This window comes from Eubacterium sp. 14-2, from assembly GCF_000403845.2.
Classification (GTDB): domain Bacteria; phylum Bacillota; class Clostridia; order Lachnospirales; family Lachnospiraceae; genus Petralouisia.
Genome location: NZ_KE159567.1, coordinates 214,040 through 233,764, shown reverse-complemented (window position 1 = coordinate 233,764; position 19,725 = coordinate 214,040). Strand labels below are relative to the sequence as shown.

21 protein-coding genes are annotated in these 19,725 nt (G+C 39.8%); 6 read left to right on the top strand and 15 right to left on the bottom strand.

Annotation, left to right across the window (positions count from 1 at the left end; all coding sequences use genetic code 11):
* The first annotated feature begins 9 nt into the window (after positions 1–9).
* The 3 genes from C805_RS08365 to C805_RS08355 all read left to right on the top strand — a co-directional run bounded on the left by C805_RS08365 (position 10) and on the right by C805_RS08355 (position 3,835).
* Positions 10–957 (top strand): PHP domain-containing protein, encoded by a 948-nt coding sequence (locus C805_RS08365; RefSeq protein WP_016213371.1) that lies wholly within the window; start codon positions 10–12, stop codon positions 955–957.
* A 425-nt stretch (positions 958–1,382) separates the two neighbouring features.
* Positions 1,383–2,324 carry a tyrosine-type recombinase/integrase gene (locus tag C805_RS08360; protein WP_016213370.1) on the top strand — a complete coding sequence of 314 codons (942 nt, stop codon included), beginning with the start codon at positions 1,383–1,385 and terminating at the stop codon, positions 2,322–2,324.
* A gap of 188 nt (positions 2,325–2,512) precedes the next feature.
* Positions 2,513–3,835 (top strand): HEAT repeat domain-containing protein, encoded by a 1,323-nt coding sequence (locus C805_RS08355; protein WP_016213369.1) that lies wholly within the window; start codon positions 2,513–2,515, stop codon positions 3,833–3,835.
* Between the two features lie 50 nt (positions 3,836–3,885).
* On the opposite strand, the gene C805_RS24980 is transcribed toward C805_RS08355, so the two are convergent.
* Positions 3,886–4,842 carry a glycosyltransferase family 2 protein gene (locus C805_RS24980; RefSeq protein WP_016213368.1) on the bottom strand — a complete coding sequence of 319 codons (957 nt, stop codon included), beginning with the start codon at positions 4,840–4,842 and terminating at the stop codon, positions 3,886–3,888.
* A gap of 27 nt (positions 4,843–4,869) precedes the next feature.
* Entirely contained in the window at positions 4,870–5,907 is a 1,038-nt protein-coding gene (locus C805_RS08345) for a polysaccharide pyruvyl transferase family protein (RefSeq protein WP_016213367.1), read from the bottom strand.
* A 391-nt stretch (positions 5,908–6,298) separates the two neighbouring features.
* Between C805_RS08345 and C805_RS26210 the strand changes: the two genes are divergently transcribed.
* Positions 6,299–6,445: a hypothetical protein gene (locus tag C805_RS26210; RefSeq protein ID WP_016213366.1), complete on the top strand. Its 147-nt coding sequence runs from the start codon at positions 6,299–6,301 to the stop codon at positions 6,443–6,445.
* A 3-nt stretch (positions 6,446–6,448) separates the two neighbouring features.
* On the opposite strand, the gene C805_RS08340 is transcribed toward C805_RS26210, so the two are convergent.
* The 10 genes from C805_RS08340 to C805_RS24975 all read right to left on the bottom strand — a co-directional run bounded on the left by C805_RS08340 (position 6,449) and on the right by C805_RS24975 (position 15,481).
* A complete protein-coding gene (locus C805_RS08340) occupies positions 6,449–7,381 on the bottom strand; it encodes a helix-turn-helix transcriptional regulator (RefSeq protein WP_016213365.1) in 933 nt (310 codons plus the stop codon).
* On the bottom strand, positions 7,354–8,298 hold the full coding sequence (locus tag C805_RS08335; protein WP_016213364.1) for a helix-turn-helix domain-containing protein: 945 nt from the start codon (positions 8,296–8,298) through the stop codon (positions 7,354–7,356). Before C805_RS08335 ends, C805_RS08340 begins: the two co-directional genes overlap by 28 nt.
* Positions 8,299–8,648: 350 nt before the next feature.
* Positions 8,649–9,530, bottom strand: a complete 882-nt coding sequence (locus C805_RS08330) for a hypothetical protein (RefSeq protein ID WP_016213363.1) — start codon at positions 9,528–9,530, stop codon at positions 8,649–8,651.
* Positions 9,531–9,672: 142 nt separating this feature from the next.
* Positions 9,673–10,209: a bL17 family ribosomal protein gene (locus C805_RS08325; RefSeq protein ID WP_016213362.1), complete on the bottom strand. Its 537-nt coding sequence runs from the start codon at positions 10,207–10,209 to the stop codon at positions 9,673–9,675.
* Between the two features lie 148 nt (positions 10,210–10,357).
* Complete coding sequence (locus C805_RS08320; protein ID WP_016213360.1) at positions 10,358–11,317, bottom strand: DNA-directed RNA polymerase subunit alpha; 960 nt, start codon at positions 11,315–11,317, stop codon at positions 10,358–10,360.
* 41 nt (positions 11,318–11,358) lie between these two features.
* Positions 11,359–11,952 carry a 30S ribosomal protein S4 gene (gene rpsD / locus C805_RS08315; protein WP_016213359.1) on the bottom strand — a complete coding sequence of 198 codons (594 nt, stop codon included), beginning with the start codon at positions 11,950–11,952 and terminating at the stop codon, positions 11,359–11,361.
* 19 nt (positions 11,953–11,971) lie between these two features.
* Positions 11,972–12,367: a 30S ribosomal protein S11 gene (rpsK, locus tag C805_RS08310; RefSeq protein WP_016213358.1), complete on the bottom strand. Its 396-nt coding sequence runs from the start codon at positions 12,365–12,367 to the stop codon at positions 11,972–11,974.
* 160 nt (positions 12,368–12,527) lie between these two features.
* Positions 12,528–12,896 (bottom strand): 30S ribosomal protein S13, encoded by a 369-nt coding sequence (gene rpsM / locus C805_RS08305; protein ID WP_016213357.1) that lies wholly within the window; start codon positions 12,894–12,896, stop codon positions 12,528–12,530.
* A gap of 362 nt (positions 12,897–13,258) precedes the next feature.
* Positions 13,259–13,372, bottom strand: coding sequence for a 50S ribosomal protein L36 (gene rpmJ / locus C805_RS0104110; RefSeq protein ID WP_031200784.1), 114 nt, complete (start codon positions 13,370–13,372; stop codon positions 13,259–13,261).
* A gap of 396 nt (positions 13,373–13,768) precedes the next feature.
* Positions 13,769–15,481, bottom strand: a complete 1,713-nt coding sequence (locus tag C805_RS24975; RefSeq protein WP_016213356.1) for an Ig-like domain-containing protein — start codon at positions 15,479–15,481, stop codon at positions 13,769–13,771.
* Positions 15,482–15,647: 166 nt separating this feature from the next.
* On the opposite strand from C805_RS24975, the gene C805_RS08300 reads away from it, so the two are divergent.
* Positions 15,648–16,229: a tyrosine-type recombinase/integrase gene (locus tag C805_RS08300; RefSeq protein WP_016213355.1), complete on the top strand. Its 582-nt coding sequence runs from the start codon at positions 15,648–15,650 to the stop codon at positions 16,227–16,229.
* A 180-nt stretch (positions 16,230–16,409) separates the two neighbouring features.
* Here the strand turns inward: C805_RS08300 and C805_RS08295 are convergent, their stop codons facing one another.
* Complete coding sequence (locus C805_RS08295; RefSeq protein WP_016213354.1) at positions 16,410–16,811, bottom strand: hypothetical protein; 402 nt, start codon at positions 16,809–16,811, stop codon at positions 16,410–16,412.
* A gap of 75 nt (positions 16,812–16,886) precedes the next feature.
* Here C805_RS08295 and C805_RS24970 point away from each other — a divergent pair, with 75 nt between their 5' ends.
* Positions 16,887–19,043, top strand: a complete 2,157-nt coding sequence (locus C805_RS24970) for a polysaccharide deacetylase family protein (RefSeq protein WP_016213353.1) — start codon at positions 16,887–16,889, stop codon at positions 19,041–19,043.
* Positions 19,044–19,196: 153 nt separating this feature from the next.
* Here C805_RS24970 and infA read toward each other — a convergent pair whose 3' ends face one another.
* Positions 19,197–19,415 carry a translation initiation factor IF-1 gene (gene infA / locus C805_RS08290; protein ID WP_016213352.1) on the bottom strand — a complete coding sequence of 73 codons (219 nt, stop codon included), beginning with the start codon at positions 19,413–19,415 and terminating at the stop codon, positions 19,197–19,199.
* The gene (locus C805_RS0104090) at positions 19,397–19,687 is read right to left on the bottom strand and encodes a KOW domain-containing RNA-binding protein (protein WP_016213351.1); all 291 of its coding nucleotides are present in this window, start codon (positions 19,685–19,687) and stop codon (positions 19,397–19,399) included. Before C805_RS0104090 ends, infA begins: the two co-directional genes overlap by 19 nt.
* Positions 19,688–19,725 lie beyond the last annotated feature (38 nt).

Sequence of the window (19,725 nt, the reverse complement as noted above, 5' to 3'; positions counted from 1 at the left end):
GGGAATAGTATGAAAGCAAATTATGAATGTGATTTACATGGACATACCAACCGTTCCGACGGAAATGACAGCCCGGCAGAATTTATCCGGCATGCCGCCCAACGAGGCGTAAAAATTGCCGCTATCACGGACCATGACGTCATTCCCCCGGCTGTGGTGGATACAGCTCAGGGCGAAAAAGACATTCTTGTCTATGCCAGAGAACAGGGCGTTCAGCTTATCAAAGGCATTGAAATCTCCTGTGAAACCTATATTGACGACGTTCATCTGGTCTGCTTCCACTGCGACTGGGAAGATCCGTATTTTTCTGATCTGGACACCTTTACTGTAAAAAGCAAGGTAGACAGCTACCGGAAGCTGATTCGGGCTCTCAGTGAAAAGGGAATGCCCATGAGCTGGCAGGAAGTCCTGAACAACAACGGCAATTCCATTCCGGATCACCTGGTACAGAAAAAAATGATTTTCGAGCTGATGGTACGAAAAGGATATTTTGAAAACTGGCAGGACGCAAAACTTTTTGTGAAAAACTCCAGAGAAATTGTAATCAAACGTGAGAAACCGGACTCCGTTTCCGTTATCCAGGCAGTTCACAAAATGGGCGGAATCGTTATTCTGGCCCACCCCTACCTGATTTCCGAGCCGGTTACTTATCAGGGAAAGGAACTCACCAGAAAAGAATTTATCCAGGTTCTGACAGAAGCGGGACTGGATGGAATCGAGGCCTCCTATACCTATGATAAAACAAGCTACAGCGGCACCATGACCGCAGCGGAAATCAAAGCAGAAGTCGAACAGCTTTACACCGGCCAGGGGCTTATTATCTCCGGCGGCTCCGATTACCATGCCGATGGGAAAAAGGGCGTGAAAAATCCGCGGGAAATCGGCGACTGCGGCATTACCATGGAAGATTTCATGAAATATGAGGCTCTGAAGCATCTGGTGGAGCAGCCTCTGTAAACTGATAATACTCCAAAACATCTGACAGGGCAGCTTCTGTAAAATGGAATATGAAGTTCCATTTTTGCAGAATACACACTGCCGGATTCCATAAAGCACCTGAATGACACCGGACAGGATATGACAAAAACATGACAACGTACTGATTCAGAACTTTCTTCAGGCTCACAGCACCTTTCCGGGCACATCTGAGACGAAGAATTTTCAGTCACTGCAGATTGCTTATCATATCCTGTCTTTTTCTTTTCCTTTTCCACCTTTTTCTTTCTTTTCTGCCCTTTTCATCTTTTTTCGCACTTTTTCTGCCCCTTTTCCAGTCAAATTCCTGTTCCTGCACCCTGCCTCTTCCTTCTTGCCAAATCATTCTCTTTCGAGTACCATATTCAAAGCATACTTCATATCACACATACAAAGGAGAAATTGTCATGAACCAGTTACAGACAGCAATCGAAACCTACCTGGAATTCTGCCGGTCCCAGAAACGTCTGGATTCTAAGACCCTCAAAGCATACCGCATCGATCTGAACCAGTTTTCTTCCGCCGTCTCCACCACCCAGCTTACAGACATCACCCCGGAACTGCTGGAATCCTATATCGCCCCGCTCCATACCATCTGTAAATCCAAAACTGTTAAACGGAAAATCGCCTCCTTAAAGGCTTTCTTCCACTATTTAGAATATAAAGACCTTATTTCTCTCAACCCTTTCAACAAAATTCAGGTGAAATTCCGTGAACCTGTCATTCTTCCCAAAACCATTCCTCTCCACACCCTGGAAACCCTTTTATCTGCCATGTACCGCCAGCGCGCTGCCGCCAAAACACCCTTTCAGCAACGTAACATTTTACGGGATATAGCAGTGACAGAACTTCTATTTGCCACCGGTATACGGATTTCCGAGCTCTGCTCCCTGAAAGTATCCGATGTGGATCTGTATGATAAAACCATCTTAATTTACGGAAAAGGCTCAAAGGAACGAAAAATTCAGATTGGCAATGAAGATGTACTCCGCATTCTGCAGGAATACCAGCTTGAATACCAAAAAGAAATGGAGGCCTGCGGCTGTTTTTTCATCAATTACTGCAATCAGCCGCTGTCAGACCAGTCCGTCCGGCGAATTATCAACAAATATACTGCGCTTGCTTCTATTGACCAACATATTACTCCCCACATGTTCCGCCATACTTTTGCCACCTGTCTCCTGGAATCCGATGTGGACATCCGCTACATTCAGGAAATGCTGGGACACAGCTCCATCAACATTACGGAAATCTATACTCATGTGGCAATGTCCAAACAGCGTGACATTCTTACAAAGAAGCATCCGCGAAAGGATTTATCTGTCTGTCAGAATCAGAAAAGTGTATAACAGGTGTTTTGTATCTGCGCCGCTTCATCCTGGGATGAGGCGGCGTGGTTTTTGGGTGGGGAGGGTGAGGAAGAATGAAGAAATAAGTGATGGATAATCCACTGTTATCCTTTATTTTAGAATAAAAAGCCAATACAAACAAAGAGTTATATTTAAAATTAAGAAAATTATATTGTGGAGTGGTTTATATGGACAATTATAAAATATACCCCAAACAATTTAGAAATGTAAAAATTCCAATTGAAAAAAATAGATGTTTTTTTATTATGCCTTTTTCAGATGATTTTGATATTGTGTATGGGGAATTAAAATCTTTATTGGGTAAAAGTGGTTATATTTGTACTAGAGTAGATGAAATTGCTGGTTCTATACCAATTATAAATAAAATTCTTACAGAATTGCTCAAAGCCCAATTTATTATTGTCGATTTAACTAATTGCAATCCTAATGTATTTTATGAATTGGGTATAGCGCACACTTTTAAAGATGCAGAAAATATATTTTTACTAAAACAAAAAGGTACAAATGTTCCTTTTGATATTACACATTTGACATATCATGAATATGAAAAAAATAATTTAAAATATTTAGCTGCTTTATTAAAACAATCACTTCATGAAAAACAATTTATTTCTGATTTTGATGAAATATTAAATATAAAAGGAATAATAGATTATTTACATGATAACCAAGAGGAATTTATCGATATTTTACACCATATTGTTGGTAATGATATGGTATATATTACTGAAATAATGCAAAACTCCCATTGTTTTAACGAAAATGAAGTAGATAATATTTTAAAAAAATTTGAGCACAATATAAAAGAGTGTATACTATCAAAAAGTAATATAACTCTTTCGGGATTATTTAATTTTTATGCCGAATTGCTAATATCAAGTAGTGTTTATTGTGACATTTCTCCCTACATTATCCATTTCACTAGTGATTTTTTTATAAATGTGTCTATGAATAAAGCTGAGATACAAACATATAAAATTGATTTTATTTTAAAATTTGCAAATGCTAATTGTTGTCTAAGTACAATAATGCCATGGATTGTACAATATTTCAAAAATTCAAAGTTTGGTACAATAGACCTAAATAGATATAAATTAGAAACATTTTTATTAACAACAGATAATAAAGAGGTCAACAATATTATCGGCATTTCAATGACGGATAAAGATTGTCATATTCGAGAACATTTTGCAGATATAATTGGTGAAAAAAAGTTATATGAAGCAAACTCTATTTTATGTAAACAATTATCTTCAGAAAAAAATTATTTTACGGCAGCTAGCATCATAGAAGCAATGGGGAAATTAGGTCTACCAGAAAATGTAAGCTATATTGAAGAATGGATAAAGGAAAATGAAAATGAAATCTTAGAGACTAAGAACTACTTCGTTTTAAAACATATTAGAATATCTCTATCAAAATTAAATCCTATAAAAAGAAAACTTTTTGATGAGAAATATCTCCAATATTTGGGTGAATTTATTTGTTAGGACAAACTACAGAACCGGAAAGCAATTTGTGTTGCTTTTCCGGTTCAATGTTAGATTCCCCATATTCTTTTTAACAAATTTATATCTATGTTATTTATTAAATCATCAACATCGAAGTTTAATTCAATATATTTCATAAATTCTATAAGATATTTTTTTTGTACTTGAATATTTTGCTCAACACTAAATAATGTATTAAGTAACATTGCGCAACCTCTTTGAAAAAAAGCATAGTAATACTTTTGATATTCAGAAAATCTATTTTCATTTTTTAAAAATGATTTTAATATCTTAAAAGTTTCAAAGAAATCAGAAATATGTTTTGAAGAAAAACTATGCATTATAGAATTACTTCGTTGATAATAGTGAAGATAATTTCTAGAAACCAGTATTATATGCTTTGAAAAATAAAAAAACTGAAACATAAACACATTATCTTCAAAATATGTTTCTGGAAATAAAATTTTATTATCAAGTATCACATTACTTCGGTATACCTTATTGCCAAGTAACGGGCTAATATGTTCAGAATAATTATATGTATTCGTTAATAAAGCAAGTGCTAATTTAGATTCGATTACATTTTCTTTTTCGTATGAATAACGTTTTTGTGACAAAAAATATGAATCGTATTCTGTTAAAATTCCCATTATCGCAGCATCACATTGTGGATTATTCTCAAGTAAATTTATACAATTTTGATAGGCGTTCAAATCAATCCAGTCGTCACTATCAATAAACGTAATATATTTTGTTTTGCATCTAGCAATACCGATATTTCTAGCTGCACCAGGACCACCCCCTAATGTTATATGGCATTCAATATTATCATAATTTTTGATATAGTATTGAATAATACCAGATGTATTATCAGTTGAGCCATTATCAACAATAATTATCTTTATATTTTTTACACTCTGATTAATAACAGAAAGTAAGCAACGTTCTAAATATTCTGCATTATTATATGTTGGTATAATAACAGTTATAATATATTCATCTATCATATATAATCTCTCCAATTATTTCCAAAATTAAATCAGGTTAATAAAGTTGAATTGTTTGACGGCTTGCTTGATCAAATTAGAACAATCTGGAATGCATAACTCCTTACGATTATATTCTATAAAATCAATTGAACAATTCCCCAAATTTTCAATATGAGAATATTTACCGTTAAATTGATATGATTTGATCATATTATAAGATTTAGCATTATATATTATTGGAAACACAGGAATATTAGCAATCCAGCCTAATATTATAGAATGAAATCTTGTTCCAATAATATATTCAGCATCCAAAAATTCTGATAAAAATTTTTCTAAATTTAGTCCGTTATATTCAATAACTTTAACATATTTATGATAATTAGTTGGCATACGGAATAAAATGTCATAAGCAGCTATAGAATCATCTTGATGATTACAAAAAGAAGCAATCTTTACTCCGTAACCATTTTCTATATAGTAAATAGAAATATCTACTAACTTTTGATAATAGTAATTCTGAGAATAGTTTGTCAATCCGATTCTCTGATTGTTATAAATACATGAAATTGAAATTGACTTAGATTTATTTTTTTTTGTTTCTAATTTGTAGTTAAAAATTACATCAGGTGCCCATCTGACATTAGGCAATTCCATGAATTGATTATAGGATTGTATATCTCGAAAACAAATGTCGTCTACGTCCAAAAACCATCTTTTATATAATTTATAGTGTTCTATATCCGTATACGGACCAAAGTTTGCTCCTATAATAATAAATGGTACGTTATTAAAGTATCTAGTTTTTTTTACATCTTCAAATTTGGTATGTATTTTATTAACATCCCTAGGCTGCATAAATAAAGAACCGCCAATCAGTATTTGTAAATCAAACTTTATGTCAAATATATTTTTTAAAGGATAAACTTTTACATTCGTAAAGGATAAAAATGTATCTGTATATGGCTTCGACTCAATAATATAGAAAATACAATTCTTATATCTATTACAAATAACTTTTATAAACAAATCGTCTCCAAGATTATTAGCAAAATAACCATATAGTAAAATTTTATTATTCACATATATTGTCCTAATATTACGTTTAAGGTTTGAGTATTGTTGAAGTATTTATTATCAAATCAAAATATCTTATCAAAGGATAACAGTGGATTATCCATCACTCACCCAACCACCTCTCCTAATCCCTCTGATACTCCATCGCTCCAGAGTATCTATATTTTAACTACTCCACTCGTTAAACTTATACAAAAAATAAATCAAAAGACTTTTCCCCCATTTTTGTACAATAGTGGTTGGATGAGTATATGATACTATTATATAGCAGAATTTTCCAAAAAAACCATGTCGTATTCTGAAAAATTTTGTCACATACAATTTTTCAAAATACGACATGGTATTCTTTCCCTAATTATGCTATTCTGACTAAAAATACGAAGGAGGAGTTCTCTCAATGAAACGTTTTAAGAAAACATTAGCTTTACTTATGGCTACTACCTGTCTGATGGCAACGGTGATTTCACCATTTTTCGAGTTTTTCCCATCTGATTCTGGTTCCGCTTCCACTTATTCTTATTTTGACCTTGAAGTTCAGAAATAATATTTATAATTTTTTCCCAAAATATTCTTCATAATGATTTTTCAGAAGATATGCATTGTGATTTTGTTTTAAGGCAGTAGCTATATAATATGCCTGCCTTAAAATCTTTTCACAGTCTTTTTTAGTAAAATCAACCTCCTCGTTTTTTTCTAACAATTGTTCCATATTCCATTCCATTTCTCCCAATAATTGCGGCAAATTACCAGAAGTTTTTTCTTCCTTGCATAGTACAAGTCCCTGTTTAACTAATTGAATCGCTTTCCAATGTTCACCTAATTCGCCATACATATTTGCCAAATTATCTAATATAAGAAGCTCTGTAACTTTTCCTTTTTCTGATATACGATAGCCACTATTGATCCCTTCATAAATTTTTTCTAAAAAAATAATGGCTTCTTCGATTTGATTATCATAAAAATAAGTGTTAGCAATATTACACAAAATAGATATTTCATTTTCCATTAAGGGGTATTTGCTAAAATCATGCTTTTCAGGAAAATCAATCGTTATTTTTAGACCTTCCATCAATTTTCTTCTTTCTTCCTGATGAGTAATTCGTTTTAATTTCCAATCCAGAATCGCTCTACCTTTTATAACATATTGTTTACTTGTATCACTATCATCTATCATTTTTTCCAACTGACACAAAATTTCATCTGCCTTTTCATATTCAAATTTATGCAGCGCATTTTCATACTCTCTGGCATATTCCAGTACCCGGACATCATCCCCGGAAACCATGGCAAACGCCCGGTTTTTCTCTTTACCCATGCGTTCCATTAACCGTTTATAGACTTCTTTTCCCGGATTCTGCTTTCCATTTTCGATTCGCGAAAGAGTCTGTGCATTACAGATTCCCTCACACAGTTCTTCCTGTGTCATATGCAAAGCCTGTCTGTTTCGCCGAATTACATCTCCTGCCCGATACACTCCCATTGTAATACCTCCCTCAAATATTTTTCTACTTCCCCTGCCTGCTCATCACCATCAAAATCATACAGATAGTAGGCCTGCAGACATTGATTTACACATTCCTCCTGCACCTGTTCTTCCAGTCCCACATTCAGTTTTGGTAAAACTTTCGCATACAGAAAATGCAAATCTGCACAATAACAGTAACTTCTGCCATTGCCTGTTACTTCCAGTCCATCTTCTATTTCCTGCAATGCTTCCGAATACTTTTTCTCTTCCATCAGAATCTTTGCCAGTTCCAGCTGTACCATGGGATAAATTTCCTCTTTCAGTTCCATGGAATAGTGCTTTTTCATATATCTGTGCACCCGAAGCAGATTCTCTTTATGATATTTGCGGACTTTTGTGAGCAAAATTTCGATTTCAATCTTACTGAGCAGAAGTTCTTCTTCCTCGCTGTTATCTTTTGGAATCGTATATTCTGCCGCTTCCTGTAAAAGCTGTTCTGCCTGATTAAAAAGATTTTCTTTCTCCATTGGTTCTGAAGATTTTTCTGAATTTTCAGCCTTTAATAACAGAATTTTGGCCTTTTGCAGCTTTATGTACTGCTGATGCAGTTTATCATCATCCACCATGCTTTCGTAGGCAGCCAGTTCTTTTTCGGCCAGAAGAACATCCTTTTTCCAGATGGCCTCATCCACTTCATCACGCCGCCGAAAATACCTGGAATCATCTCTGTCCAGCAGCAGTTCAAATTTGTTTACATTCAGACCTAACCGTTCCAGCAGGGTCTGAGCCATCATAACAGGCGTATCTGTTTCCCCGTTTTCAATTCTGGACATGGTTGCTACAGAACATAAATTTCTGCACAAATCTGCCTGCGATACCTTCTGTTTCTTCCGATAGTACCGGATGAACTCCCCTAATTTGTACTTATTCATTTCATACTCCTTACTCTTTTGTGAATTTCATGTCCCTGGAGGGTTATGCAGCACAGTATTTATTATACCATAACTGCTGCGCCATACTTTTTCCCCATTCAGAGCGCCTCCTTTTATACATATTATACCATATCCCTTTCCTTTTGTTGAAAAAATACATGAATTGTCCATATATTTTTACTGGGTATAAACGTCGCATTTCAAATATCTTTTGCTGTCTGTCATAATTTAAGGCCTCCTGTGACTTTTTATTATATCACAAAAGACCTCTTCAAAATGCTGCAATTCAGTTTTTACCGAGTTTCTCCATACTTACAATCCGCCTATCATACTTAAATAATCCGCTCTTCCTAAATCCCGCCGGAAGCCACATCCATCACCGGTACTTCTCCTCCTGCCCCGGTGCTGCCGCCGGCTGCGGCTGTTTCTGCTCCCGTTGATGTTACCGGTACGGATGGGCTGGCTGCTGAAAATTCTGCTGCCATGGCCATGGCTATTTCCTGTTCAATTTGCTGTTCAATCTGGGCTTCTGTCAGTTTCATTCCGTCAGCGCTTAATTCCAGCTCTACTCCTGCTGTTGGAAACTGTATGGGCTCAAATTCCATCCCGCAGGAATTATCCCGGGACGCATTTCCCATATTCTTTTTATACTCAAGATCTGCTTCTTCCATTTTTTCATGTTCCATATTGCGGTGAATGCGGCGGCGCTGCATCAGTTGCTGATGCTGGCGCTTTTGTTTCTGAACGTTCTGTGCCTTTTCATTTCTGGCTTTCTGCTTCAGATTCTGTTCCTTCCGTTTCATCCGCAGTTTCAAATCATTTTTCCGCTGCTGTTCCTCTGCCTTTGCCTCACTGGCATTTTTCTTCTGCATCTGTTCTTCCTGTTTCAGGTTCTGGGTTTTCATATGAGCGCACCGCACCATTCTTTTGGCATGGATAATAGCGGCAGCAAGTTCTGATTCATTGAACTGGCCTGTTCCCTTGGCCCGCAGAAGATTTGCCAGCTTTCCTTTGGCCTGAGTCAGCACTTTTCCTGCGCTCTGGGCTTTGGAAGCCCGCAGTAAAGCGGAACGTATTTCTCTGGGATTATAATTCACCCTTTTCTTTATCACTTTATTCTGACCGGTTTTTCTGGCTGCTCCGGTACGTTTTCTGGTATTATTGGTGGATATGCTTCCCTGCATACTTCCCGCAGACATTCCACCTGCATTATATGACGATGCTACCCTCATGCTGTTCCCTCCCTGAAACTTTTTCTGGAAATCCTTTCCCTTTCTAATAACATCGTCACATTTTTACAAAAAATAACCGCCGGAAAGAATACATTTCAAATATTCTTTCCGGCGGCTGTGTTTAAAATATCTTTTTCCGATTCTATACTAATTCCAGAAGAACCTCTAAAGCACCGTCACCTTTACGCTGGCCAATTTTCACGATTCTGGTGTATCCACCGTTACGATCTACATACTTTGGAGCAATTTCGTCAAACAATTTGGCTGCAATATCAACTTTTTTGGTGTTTTTCTTCTTTCCGGCATTTTCAGCGGGAACAGATGTCACAGAGTATAATACTTTGTTCATCTTGCGTCTCGCATGTAAGCGGGAAGGAAGGTCTTTTTTGATTTTCTTCTCTACTTCGTCGTATACGGTTACTTTCTTACCGTCTACCACTTCTTTTACTCTTTTTCCGTCTTTGTCCTTGCGGGGAACTTTTGCAGTTACTGTAACTTCTTCAAAATTGTCTTTTTCCTTTACTGCCATGGCAATCAGTCCTTCTGCTACTTTGCAGACTTCCTTTGCCTTTGCTTCCGTTGTCACAATTTTACCGTTATACAGCAATGCTGTTACCTGGTTTCTGATCAGAGCTTTTCTCTGGTCAGAAGTTCTGCCTAATTTTCTGTATTTAGCCATTTTAATAATCCTCCATTTTGAATATCCGGCAATGCCTTTTGGTCTTATTTACCGAACATGTAATGCGCAGGGCTACGCTCTTTGGTCTTATAAACCCTGTCCTCTATGGGAAAGAACTGTTCGTTCAGCAGCACCCCTCCGAAGAATTTCATTCTTCTCCGGGGTTTAACTGTAAACCAAGTTCTTTTAATTTTGCCAGCACTTCTTCCAGTGATTTGCGTCCAAGATTCCGAACTTTCATCATATCTTCCGGCGTTCTGTTGGTCAGTTCTTCCACTGTGTTGATTCCTGCCCGTTTCAGGCAGTTATAAGAACGTACAGACAGTTCAAGTTCGTCAATATTCATCTCAAGAACTTTTTCTTTTGCATTGTCTTCTTTTTCAATCATGACTTCTGCAGTTCTTGCATTTTCAGACAAATCAATGAACAGATTCAAATGCTCGCTTAAAACTTTTGCTGCCAGACTTACTGCTTCGTCCGGCTCTAACGTACCGTTAGTATATACGTCAAGTGTAAGTTTATCATAGTCTGTAATTTGTCCCACACGTGTATTTTCAATGGTAAGGTTCACACGTTCTACCGGTGTATAAATGGAATCAATTGCGATTACACCAATAGGTACATCTTCACTCTTGTTCTTATCGGCGCTCACATAGCCCCTGCCTTTGGTAATGGTCAGTTCCATATACAGTCTGGAATCTGCGCCTCCGTTCAGATGAGCAATTACCAGATCGGGATTCAGCACCTGAATATCCGGATCTACCTGAATATCTGCTGCTGTAACTACGCCTTCGCCTTCAAATTCAATGTAAGCAACTTTAGACTCGTTTGTTGGGCTGGTGTTTTTTAATGCCAGATTCTTGATGTTCATAATAATCTCAGTTACGTCTTCCTTTACGCCGGGAATGGAACTGAATTCATGCAAAACACTTTCGATTTTTACCTGGCTGACTGCTGCGCCTGGCAGAGAAGAAAGCATAATTCTTCTCAGAGAATTGCCAAGTGTAGTACCATAGCCTCTTTCCAGTGGTTCTACGACAAATCGGCCGTACTTCTTGTCTTCTGAAATTTGAGCAATTTCAATTTTCGGTTTTTCAAAATCGAACACTACAAAGTCCCTCCTTTTCGGGTATCGTTGCTTGTTAATGATTATTTAGAATACAACTCGACGATAAGCATTTCGTTTACCGGAACGTCAATTGCCTCTCTGTTCGGTAATTCTTTCACGGTACCCTTCAGGTTTTCCTGGTCGGCCTCTAACCACTCCGGTACCAGTCTTCCGGATGTTACTTCCAGAATATCCTTGTACCTCTGAGAACCTTTGCATTTTTCTTTGATTTCGATTGTGTCACCTGCTTTTATCAGATAAGAAGGAATGTTTACCTGTTTTCCATTTACCAGAATGTGTTTGTGGTCCACAATCTGTCTCGCTTCTTTTCTGGTTCTTGCCAGACCGAGACGGAATACCACGTTGTCCAGTCTGCTTTCCAGCATAATCATCAGGTTTTCACCTGTCATGCCTTTCATCTTATCTGCTTTCAGATAATAGTTATGGAACGGTTTTTCCAATACTCCGTAAATGAATTTTGCTTTCTGTTTTTCTCTTAACTGAAGTCCGTACTCAGATATTTTCTTATTTGCTCTTTTCAGCTGTCTGTTGGACTTCTTATCTATTCCTAAATAAATCGGATCTAATCCAAGGGATCTGCATCTTTTCAGAACCGGAACTCTGTTTATTGCCATCTTAACTTATACCTCCTAATCAGACTCTTCTACGTTTGGGCGGACGACATCCGTTATGAGGTACAGGAGTAACATCTTTGATGCTTGTTACTTCAAGACCACATGCCTGAAGCGCACGGATTGCTGCTTCTCTTCCGGAACCAGGTCCTTTTACCATAACGTCTACTGTTTTCAAACCATGTATAAGAGCTGCTTTTGTTGCTGTTTCTGCTGCCATCTGTGCAGCATACGGAGTAGATTTCCTTGAACCTCTAAAACCAAGACCGCCTGCACTTGCCCATGATAAAGCATTTCCTTCAGCATCTGTAATCGTTACAATTGTATTGTTAAAAGATGACTGAATGTGCGCCTGTCCACGTTCAACGTTTTTCTTTACGCGCTTTTTTGTCACTTTTTTTGCAGTGTTTTTCGCCATATCTAAACTAACCTACTTTCTCTCTGTTTTATTATCATGTTATAAAGGCAGTTACCCTGTACTGCCCTGGATGTTCTGTCTGCCTTCGCCATCTCCGGAAACGGTTTTCCCACTAAATTCAGGCTGCGTTCACACCCTGCTTTTATTCAGTGTTCAATGCCTATTTTTTCTTGTTGGCAACAGTACGCTTCGGACCCTTTCTGGTTCTTGCATTGGTCTTTGTTTTCTGACCGCGAACCGGAAGGCCTTTCCTGTGACGGATACCGCGATAACATCCGATTTCCTGTAATCTCTTGATGTTCAGGGCGATTTCTCTTCTCAAATCACCTTCTACCATCTGAGTCCGGTCAATCACTTCACTGATTCTCTTTACTTCCTCGTCAGTTAAATCTCTGACGCGGGTATCCGGATTCACTTTTGCTTCTGCAAGAATACGGTTGGAACTTACTCTCCCGATTCCGTAAATATAAGTCAATCCGATTTCAACACGTTTTTCTCTTGGTAAATCTACACCTGCGATACGAGCCATGTATGTCGTACACCTCCATAATTTTCTTTTCTTACTGGCACCTGCCAGCATACTCTTCCGGCTGACTGCCGGCTGACTGCCGCTGCTTTCTGTATCACAAACTGGCTGTCCGTAACGATTGCAGGCATATCTGCAACAAAATATGCCTTATACACGAAAAACAAACATATACAGCTACGGTTGCTCGTCCTGAAATGAGTGTATATCTTTGTTCTCTGCGGAATATTCAGTTCTGCACATCCTCCGGACTCCCTCGGTATCAAAAAATCCGGAAACAGCCGTACACGCTGCTTATTATGAACAGTGAGAACAACTTATCCTGGTGTCTCACTGCAGCCGCACATAAATAAGATAGTTATCTGTCATCCCTGTCTCTGTTTGTGTTTCGGATTCTCACAGATAATCCGGATACTTCCTTTTCTTCTGATGACTTTGCACTTTTCGCAAATAGGTTTTACGGATGATCTTACCTTCACAGCAATTCCTCCTTTCTTCTGCCCATACAGGCAATTCCTGCATTTTTCTCTTAAGAAAAATAACTCGCTCCAAAAGCGTCCGTCTGATATTATATCATCTGAACGTGGAAAAATCAAGGGGTTTGGCATCTTTTCTTTCGGAACAAAGCGGACAGATCCGCAGGGGCTCCCTGAATCCCTCATTCATGAGGGACCTGAAGGGTTTGCTGCGCCGCGTGCGGTCGCTTTATCGACATCTTCTATTCGCACCAGCGCGCATAATTGTTTTCCACCGCAGTGCGATAATTATTTTATCTTATAGGAAATCCAACGGAATTTCCTATAAGATAAAAACAAAGACACGGGCACCCTTTTACGGGTACCCGCGCCTTTCATCTGCCAGACCTTACTTTCAGACTATTTTACTGTAATTTTACAGGTGGCTTTCTTTCCGCTGGATGTCTTCACAGTAATCGTTGCTTTTCCTTTCTTTACTGCTGTTACCGTTCCGAATTTGTCTACTTTTGCCACCTTTTTGTTGGAACTGGTCCATTTCAGGGTATCGGTAGAGCTGGAAGGCTTCAGGGTTGTTTTTAAAGAAAGGGTTTTTTTCACTTTTAATGTGGCTTTCTTCTTATTTAAAGTCACTTTTGTGGCTTTTTTGGCTTTGGATACCACATTCACCTTAACCGTTGCCTTTTTGCTTCCGGCTTTTACGGTAACAGTGGCTTTACCGGTTTTCTTTGCGCTGATTTTTCCATTCTTTACAGTTGCAACTTTTTTGTTGGAAGTAGACCAGGATGTCCTGTCTGTGGTATCGGAAGGAGTTACCGTTGCTTTTACATTAACGCTCTTTCCCTTTACCATATAAATCTGTTTTGTGTTTAATGTTACTTTTGAAGCCGGAACTTTCACAGTCACCGTACAGGTTGCTGTTTTATCTCCTGCTTTTGCTGTAACAGTTGCTGTTCCCTTTGAAACTGCTGTTACAGTCCCATCAGATACGGTTGCTACTTTTTCATTGGATGAACTCCAGATAACTGTTTTATCTGCTGCATTTTCCGGTGCTACGGTTGCTGTTAAAACCGCAGTTTTTCCTTTGTTCAGAGAAATCTCTGTCTGGCTTAAGGTGATACCGCTGACTGCTGCCGGTGTGTTTGTGCCGGTGTCTCCGCCGGGCTGTTCCGGTTTAGGCTGTTCCGGCGCTGGCTGCTCGGGAGCTGGCTGTTCCGGCGTTGGCTGCTCAGGACCAGGCTGTTCCGGTGTGGGATCCTCTGTCTGACCTTCTGTTACTTTTACAGTAAAAGTCTGCTGTTTCCAGCTTTCTGTCTGAGCCTCATCTGACTGAACTTCTTCTGCTTCTTCTTTTACTGCTACCGTAACGTTGATCTCACCCACTGCGACTGCAGTAACCGTTGCTTTTGTTGTATTATTTTCTTCCACAGTTACCGTTGCAACATCTTCCGCCTTCGGTGCTTCCGGTTCCCCTTCTTCATCCGGTTTTTCCGGATCTTCTTTTGCAGGAAGTGATGAACTCCATTCCAGTTCTGTTCCCTCTGCAATGCCGCTTACCATAATTTCTGCAGTTTTGTTCTCTTTTAGATCCAGATTTACGTTTCCTTCTTCCACACCCTCTAATTTGAAATTAACGGTAATCTCACAGGTGAGCGGTGTACTTTCTCCCTCCTGCTCCTGTGCTGCTTCCGCTTCTGCTTTTTCTTTTACCGTTGCGGTGATTGTTGCTTTTCCTGCAACACCTGCTTTTACTTTTACAGTTGTTTCTGTTGCTTCCGCTTCTACTGTTGTTTCAGCAGTGGCTTCTTCGGCCTCTTCCTGTTTTTCTTCGGCACCTTCTGTTACAAAATCAATAACGCCCTTGTTGTCGCTTGTCCAGGTAACTGTACTTCCTGCTTCCAGCCCTGTTATTTTCAGCGCTCCTTCGTCCCCGCTGGTCATTATTGTTGGATTATCCTCTGCGAATGCAGGTGTTGCAGTTTCTTCACTCTCCTCCTGGGCATGCACCATGGACAGGCCTTCATACTCTGCCGGCACAAAGGAAAGGCTTCCTGCTGCCAATGCCGCTGAAAGCAGAACTGCCATGTGCTTCTTTGACAAAAACTTTTTCTTCATTTCGTTTCCTCCTTGTTTTTCATGGATTAATGTAACGTTTTATTGACAAAGGTTACATTTTGCCCCAATGATTTGATCAGACCTGTTCTCTGTCTCACCTGCTGATCCATGAAATTGGAACAATGCAAAAGGAACCGATTCACAGCCTGTACAAGGAGGAAAACTTATGAGTAAAACCCAGCCCATCCGCCAGACCAGTCAGCTGGCAGAAGTAAAAAAATACTATCTTACGGAGCACCCGAATCCGCGCAATTATGCCCTGATTATTCTTGGCCTGAACACTGCCCTGCGCATTGGCGATATTTTGAAAATCACCTGGGACATGGTATACGATTTCAACACGAATCGGTATCGTTCTCATTTACATCTGACAGAACAGAAAACAAAAAAAGAAACCATGATTGCCCTGAACCGCACCGCTGTCACTGCCCTGGAAATGCTGCGGCAGAATCAGTACCCCATATGCCAGAACACCTGTCTGTTTGCAGGCCAGAAAGACAAATCTTCTCACATCAGCCGCCAGCAGGCTTACCGTATTATAAAAAAAGCAGCTGATTATGCCAATCTCCCGGAGCATATCAGCTGCCACTCTCTGCGGAAAACCTTCGGTTACCATGCCTGGAAAAACGGAACCCCGCCGGCGCTTCTGATGGCTATCTTCAATCATTCTTCCTATCAGATTACAAAACGTTATCTGTGTATTGAACAGGAAGATAAGGATGATGTGTTTTGTCGTCTTAACCTCTGACGGATAAAATAAAAAACAAATTTTTCCGAATAGCTATAAAGTATATGTAATCTGTACCGATATATAAGATACAGACTAAAAATGTAACCTTTGTCAATAAAAGGTTACATTTTTGTTTTATTCTAACCATATTCTTACTGTTTATACAGAACCGGATTCAGCCTGTACCGGCATCCTCTGTCACCCCGTCTGCTGCTCTTTTTCCAGTTCTGCAATACGTTTTTTCAGTTTCACAATCTCATCTGCATATCTGAGGATTTCATCTGCATATTTTGCATTTTCGTCCGCATATCTCGCGTTTTCATCTGCATATTTTGCATTTTCATCTGCGTATCTGAGGATTTCTTTTTCCAGCTCATCAATCCGGAACCGGTATTTGTCATTGGGCAGCTCAAGGGCTCCTGGCAGTAAAGGTTTCAGCTCTTCGTCTCCCTTCTTTTTTCTGTTAAATTCAGCACATATATGTTCATGCAGGCGGCCGGTCAGTTCAGGGAGCTGCCGGGCGTCATCTGCAGTGATGTTGCAAAGGTGAAGGTTCCTGCTTATGCTTTCTATTATATCATTCCGGATTTTTTCCTGCAACCGGCCTTCTGCACACCTTGAACCTTGCAGGAGCAGGGTGTATAATAGAAAGAACAGATACAAAGGAGGATTATTATGAATCTATCATTCAGACACAGGAGAGGCACCTGCTTTCTGCTGACCTTGCTGCTGGCGCTGTCCGTGGCTCTGGCACCCCTGCAGACAGAAGCTGCCTCACAGACAGAACAGGAAGAACTGCTGCCGGAGAAATCCGGTCACCAGACAGAATCGGATAACAATATGGGCGAAGAGTTTTCCGAAAAATCTCCGGAATTTCCGGACTTCACAGAGGAATTATCCATAAACCCGGAATCCATTATGGAAGCCCCCCAGGAAGAAACCATAGTTCCTCAGGCAGAGGAGGGAACGGTTCCCGCTGACGGACTGGTACAGCAGGAAAATTACTATGTCCTCTATGTGGGCGGCCAGCAGGTGACTGCTGCCGGATGGCAGGAACTTCCCATTGGAAAATTTCAGATTGACAGCAATGGCTACGTCACGGCCCGCATGGAAGAGGCCGGCGGCTCCTGGCAGTTTTATCATTACAATTCTGCCGGGGTTTCCTGGGAACTTCAAAGCAATATCTGGGAAAGCGTAAACGGGAAAGACTATTATTTTGACTCCGCAGGAATCTGTACGGAAATTTATGATTCTGCTTCCGCACAGCTTTTGGTATTTGTCAACGGCCAGATGATTCCGGCAGACAATTACATATATCCTCTGAAAGACGGACGAATTTACTATTTTGATGCTGCCGGAATCTGCAGCACCTCTTCCGAATGGAAAAAAGTTTCATCCGCAGAGTGGTACTACGTCAGTGGAGAAGGTTATATATCAGAAAAACTGACAAACAGTAAAAATCTTAGGAAATATTATCTTTACAATTACGGCACCGGCCAGTGGGAGAAACAGAAAAACCTCTGGAAAACCATAGAAAGCAAAGAATATTATTTCAATGGTTCCGGCAAATGTACGAAAATCTATAATCCGGATACGGAAAAATGCCAGAGATATAAAAACGGCAAAATGGTGAAAATCAGAAAAGACATTACCCGACTGAAAAATGGAAAATATTATTATTTCAATGGCAGAGGCATCCGGGTAACCAAAAAAGGCTGGCAGAAACCCTCCGGCAGACAATACATTGAGACCGGAAAAAAAGGCTATGTGACCAGTAAAATGACAAAATCCGGAAATACCTGGAAATTTTATCAGTACAATTACAAAAAGAAAAAGTGGGAGAAACAGAAAAAAGTCTGGAAAACCGTAGACAAAAAGATATATTATTTCAATGGTTCCGGCAAGTGTACCCTGTTATACAACACAAAAACCGGAAAATGCTATGATTACAAAAAGGGCAGCATGGTTTCTGTCAAAAATGATGTCCGAAAGATTCAGGGAACCCTGTACTATTTCGCTTCCAGCGGTATAAAAAACAGTTCCCCAGGTCTGTATCTTACGTCTTCCGGCCGTTTGATTTATGCAGAGGCCAATGGAACCGTAAGCAAGGAGCTTTCCGGAGAAATTCTGGAGTATACCACAGCAGACGGAAAAATATCCGGCTGCAGGATCCGTGACTCCCATTTTATGTGTTATTATAACGGACAGGGAGATCTGTCCCGGCAGATTGATCTGAACCAGCCCATGGTAGCGCTGACATACGATGACGGTCCCTCCCAGTATACCTCTGAAATTCTGGATATCCTGGGACAATACGGGGGCGTGGCAACCTTTTTTGTAGTGGGCTCTAATGTGCCTCGCTGGTCTGATGTGTTAAAGCGCACTTTTGATATGGGATGTGAGATAGGCAATCACACCTATAATCACACAATCCTGACTAAAACTGATGTTTCCACCATCCGAAGCCAGATAGATGGAACCAACGCAGCTGTACAGAGTATTACCGGTGTTTCTCCGGTTGTCATGCGCCCGCCCGGAGGAAATTATAACAGTACGGTTTCCGCTTCAGTGGGAATGCCCATCATCTTATGGTCCATAGATACACTGGACTGGAAAACCAGAAACCCTCTGCTGACTCAGGCTTCTGTTCTGAATCATGTGCAAAACGGAGACATTATTCTTATGCATGACCTTTACAGTCAGACTGCCGCTGCTTCCAGAGTCATTATTCCGGAGCTGCGAAACCGTGGTTATCAGCTGGTAACTGTCAGTGAACTTTCTGACTGCCGGGGTGACATGTCAGACGGAAACGTATACCGCTCCTTCCGGTAACGTAAAAACCCCCGCTCCAGAGCCGGAAGAAGGCAGGACGGGGGTTCTCCCCGGTGAAGGGAGAGTATTGGTAAGAAAAATATTATGCGGCTGAAGGGAGCGCAGCAAAACAGCCAGGGCCCTCAGGTCTGAGGATCTCCTGGCTGCTTTGTTCTATTTATCTCTCCATATGATTCTTCCCTTTGTCAGGTCATAGGGGGACATTTCAATTGTGACTTTATCTCCCGGAAGAATACGGATAAAATTCATTCTCAGTTTTCCGCTGATATGGGCCAGAATCTGGTGACCGTTTTCCAGTTCCACCTGAAACATGGCATTCGGCAGTTTTTCAACTACCGTTCCTTCTACTTCGATTACGTCTGCTTTTGACATATTGTTTCCTCCTGATATTCCATGCTTTTCTGATAAAGCTGAATGGCTTTTTTTATTTCTTCATTCCGAAAACTCTCCTGCGTAAAGACTTCTGTAATTTCTTTCGGAAGCTGTTTCATTATCTGAATATGTTTTCTGTTCTTTTTTTTCGGTTTTTCCAGGGGTTTTAATTTACCATCCGCCAGATACACCATATTGGCTTCTTCTTTTACAATTACATAAATGCTGTCTTTGTCGTGACCGGATCTGGAAACTGCTAATTTAATATCCATGGTTTTCTCCATCTTCCTGTGGACAGATGTCTGTCACA

Bases quoted from the DNA above. Each gene is read 5' to 3' on its own strand.
- C805_RS08365 (WP_016213371.1), top strand. From the start codon at position 10: ATGAAAGCAAATTATGAATGTGATTTACATGGACATACCAACCGTTCC.
- C805_RS08360 (WP_016213370.1), top strand. From the start codon at position 1,383: ATGAACCAGTTACAGACAGCAATCGAAACCTACCTGGAATTCTGCCGG.
- C805_RS08355 (WP_016213369.1), top strand. From the start codon at position 2,513: ATGGACAATTATAAAATATACCCCAAACAATTTAGAAATGTAAAAATT.
- C805_RS24980 (WP_016213368.1), bottom strand. From the start codon at position 4,842: ATGATAGATGAATATATTATAACTGTTATTATACCAACATATAATAAT.
- C805_RS26210 (WP_016213366.1), top strand. From the start codon at position 6,299: ATGAAACGTTTTAAGAAAACATTAGCTTTACTTATGGCTACTACCTGT.
- C805_RS08340 (WP_016213365.1), bottom strand. From the start codon at position 7,381: ATGGGAGTGTATCGGGCAGGAGATGTAATTCGGCGAAACAGACAGGCT.
- C805_RS08335 (WP_016213364.1), bottom strand. From the start codon at position 8,298: ATGAATAAGTACAAATTAGGGGAGTTCATCCGGTACTATCGGAAGAAA.
- C805_RS08330 (WP_016213363.1), bottom strand. From the start codon at position 9,530: ATGAGGGTAGCATCGTCATATAATGCAGGTGGAATGTCTGCGGGAAGT.
- C805_RS08325 (WP_016213362.1), bottom strand. From the start codon at position 10,209: ATGGCTAAATACAGAAAATTAGGCAGAACTTCTGACCAGAGAAAAGCT.
- rpsD (WP_016213359.1), bottom strand. From the start codon at position 11,952: ATGGCAATAAACAGAGTTCCGGTTCTGAAAAGATGCAGATCCCTTGGA.
- rpsK (WP_016213358.1), bottom strand. From the start codon at position 12,367: ATGGCGAAAAACACTGCAAAAAAAGTGACAAAAAAGCGCGTAAAGAAA.
- rpsM (WP_016213357.1), bottom strand. From the start codon at position 12,896: ATGGCTCGTATCGCAGGTGTAGATTTACCAAGAGAAAAACGTGTTGAA.
- C805_RS24975 (WP_016213356.1), bottom strand. From the start codon at position 15,481: ATGAAGAAAAAGTTTTTGTCAAAGAAGCACATGGCAGTTCTGCTTTCA.
- C805_RS08300 (WP_016213355.1), top strand. From the start codon at position 15,648: ATGAGTAAAACCCAGCCCATCCGCCAGACCAGTCAGCTGGCAGAAGTA.
- C805_RS24970 (WP_016213353.1), top strand. From the start codon at position 16,887: ATGAATCTATCATTCAGACACAGGAGAGGCACCTGCTTTCTGCTGACC.
- infA (WP_016213352.1), bottom strand. From the start codon at position 19,415: ATGTCAAAAGCAGACGTAATCGAAGTAGAAGGAACGGTAGTTGAAAAA.
- C805_RS0104090 (WP_016213351.1), bottom strand. From the start codon at position 19,687: ATGGATATTAAATTAGCAGTTTCCAGATCCGGTCACGACAAAGACAGC.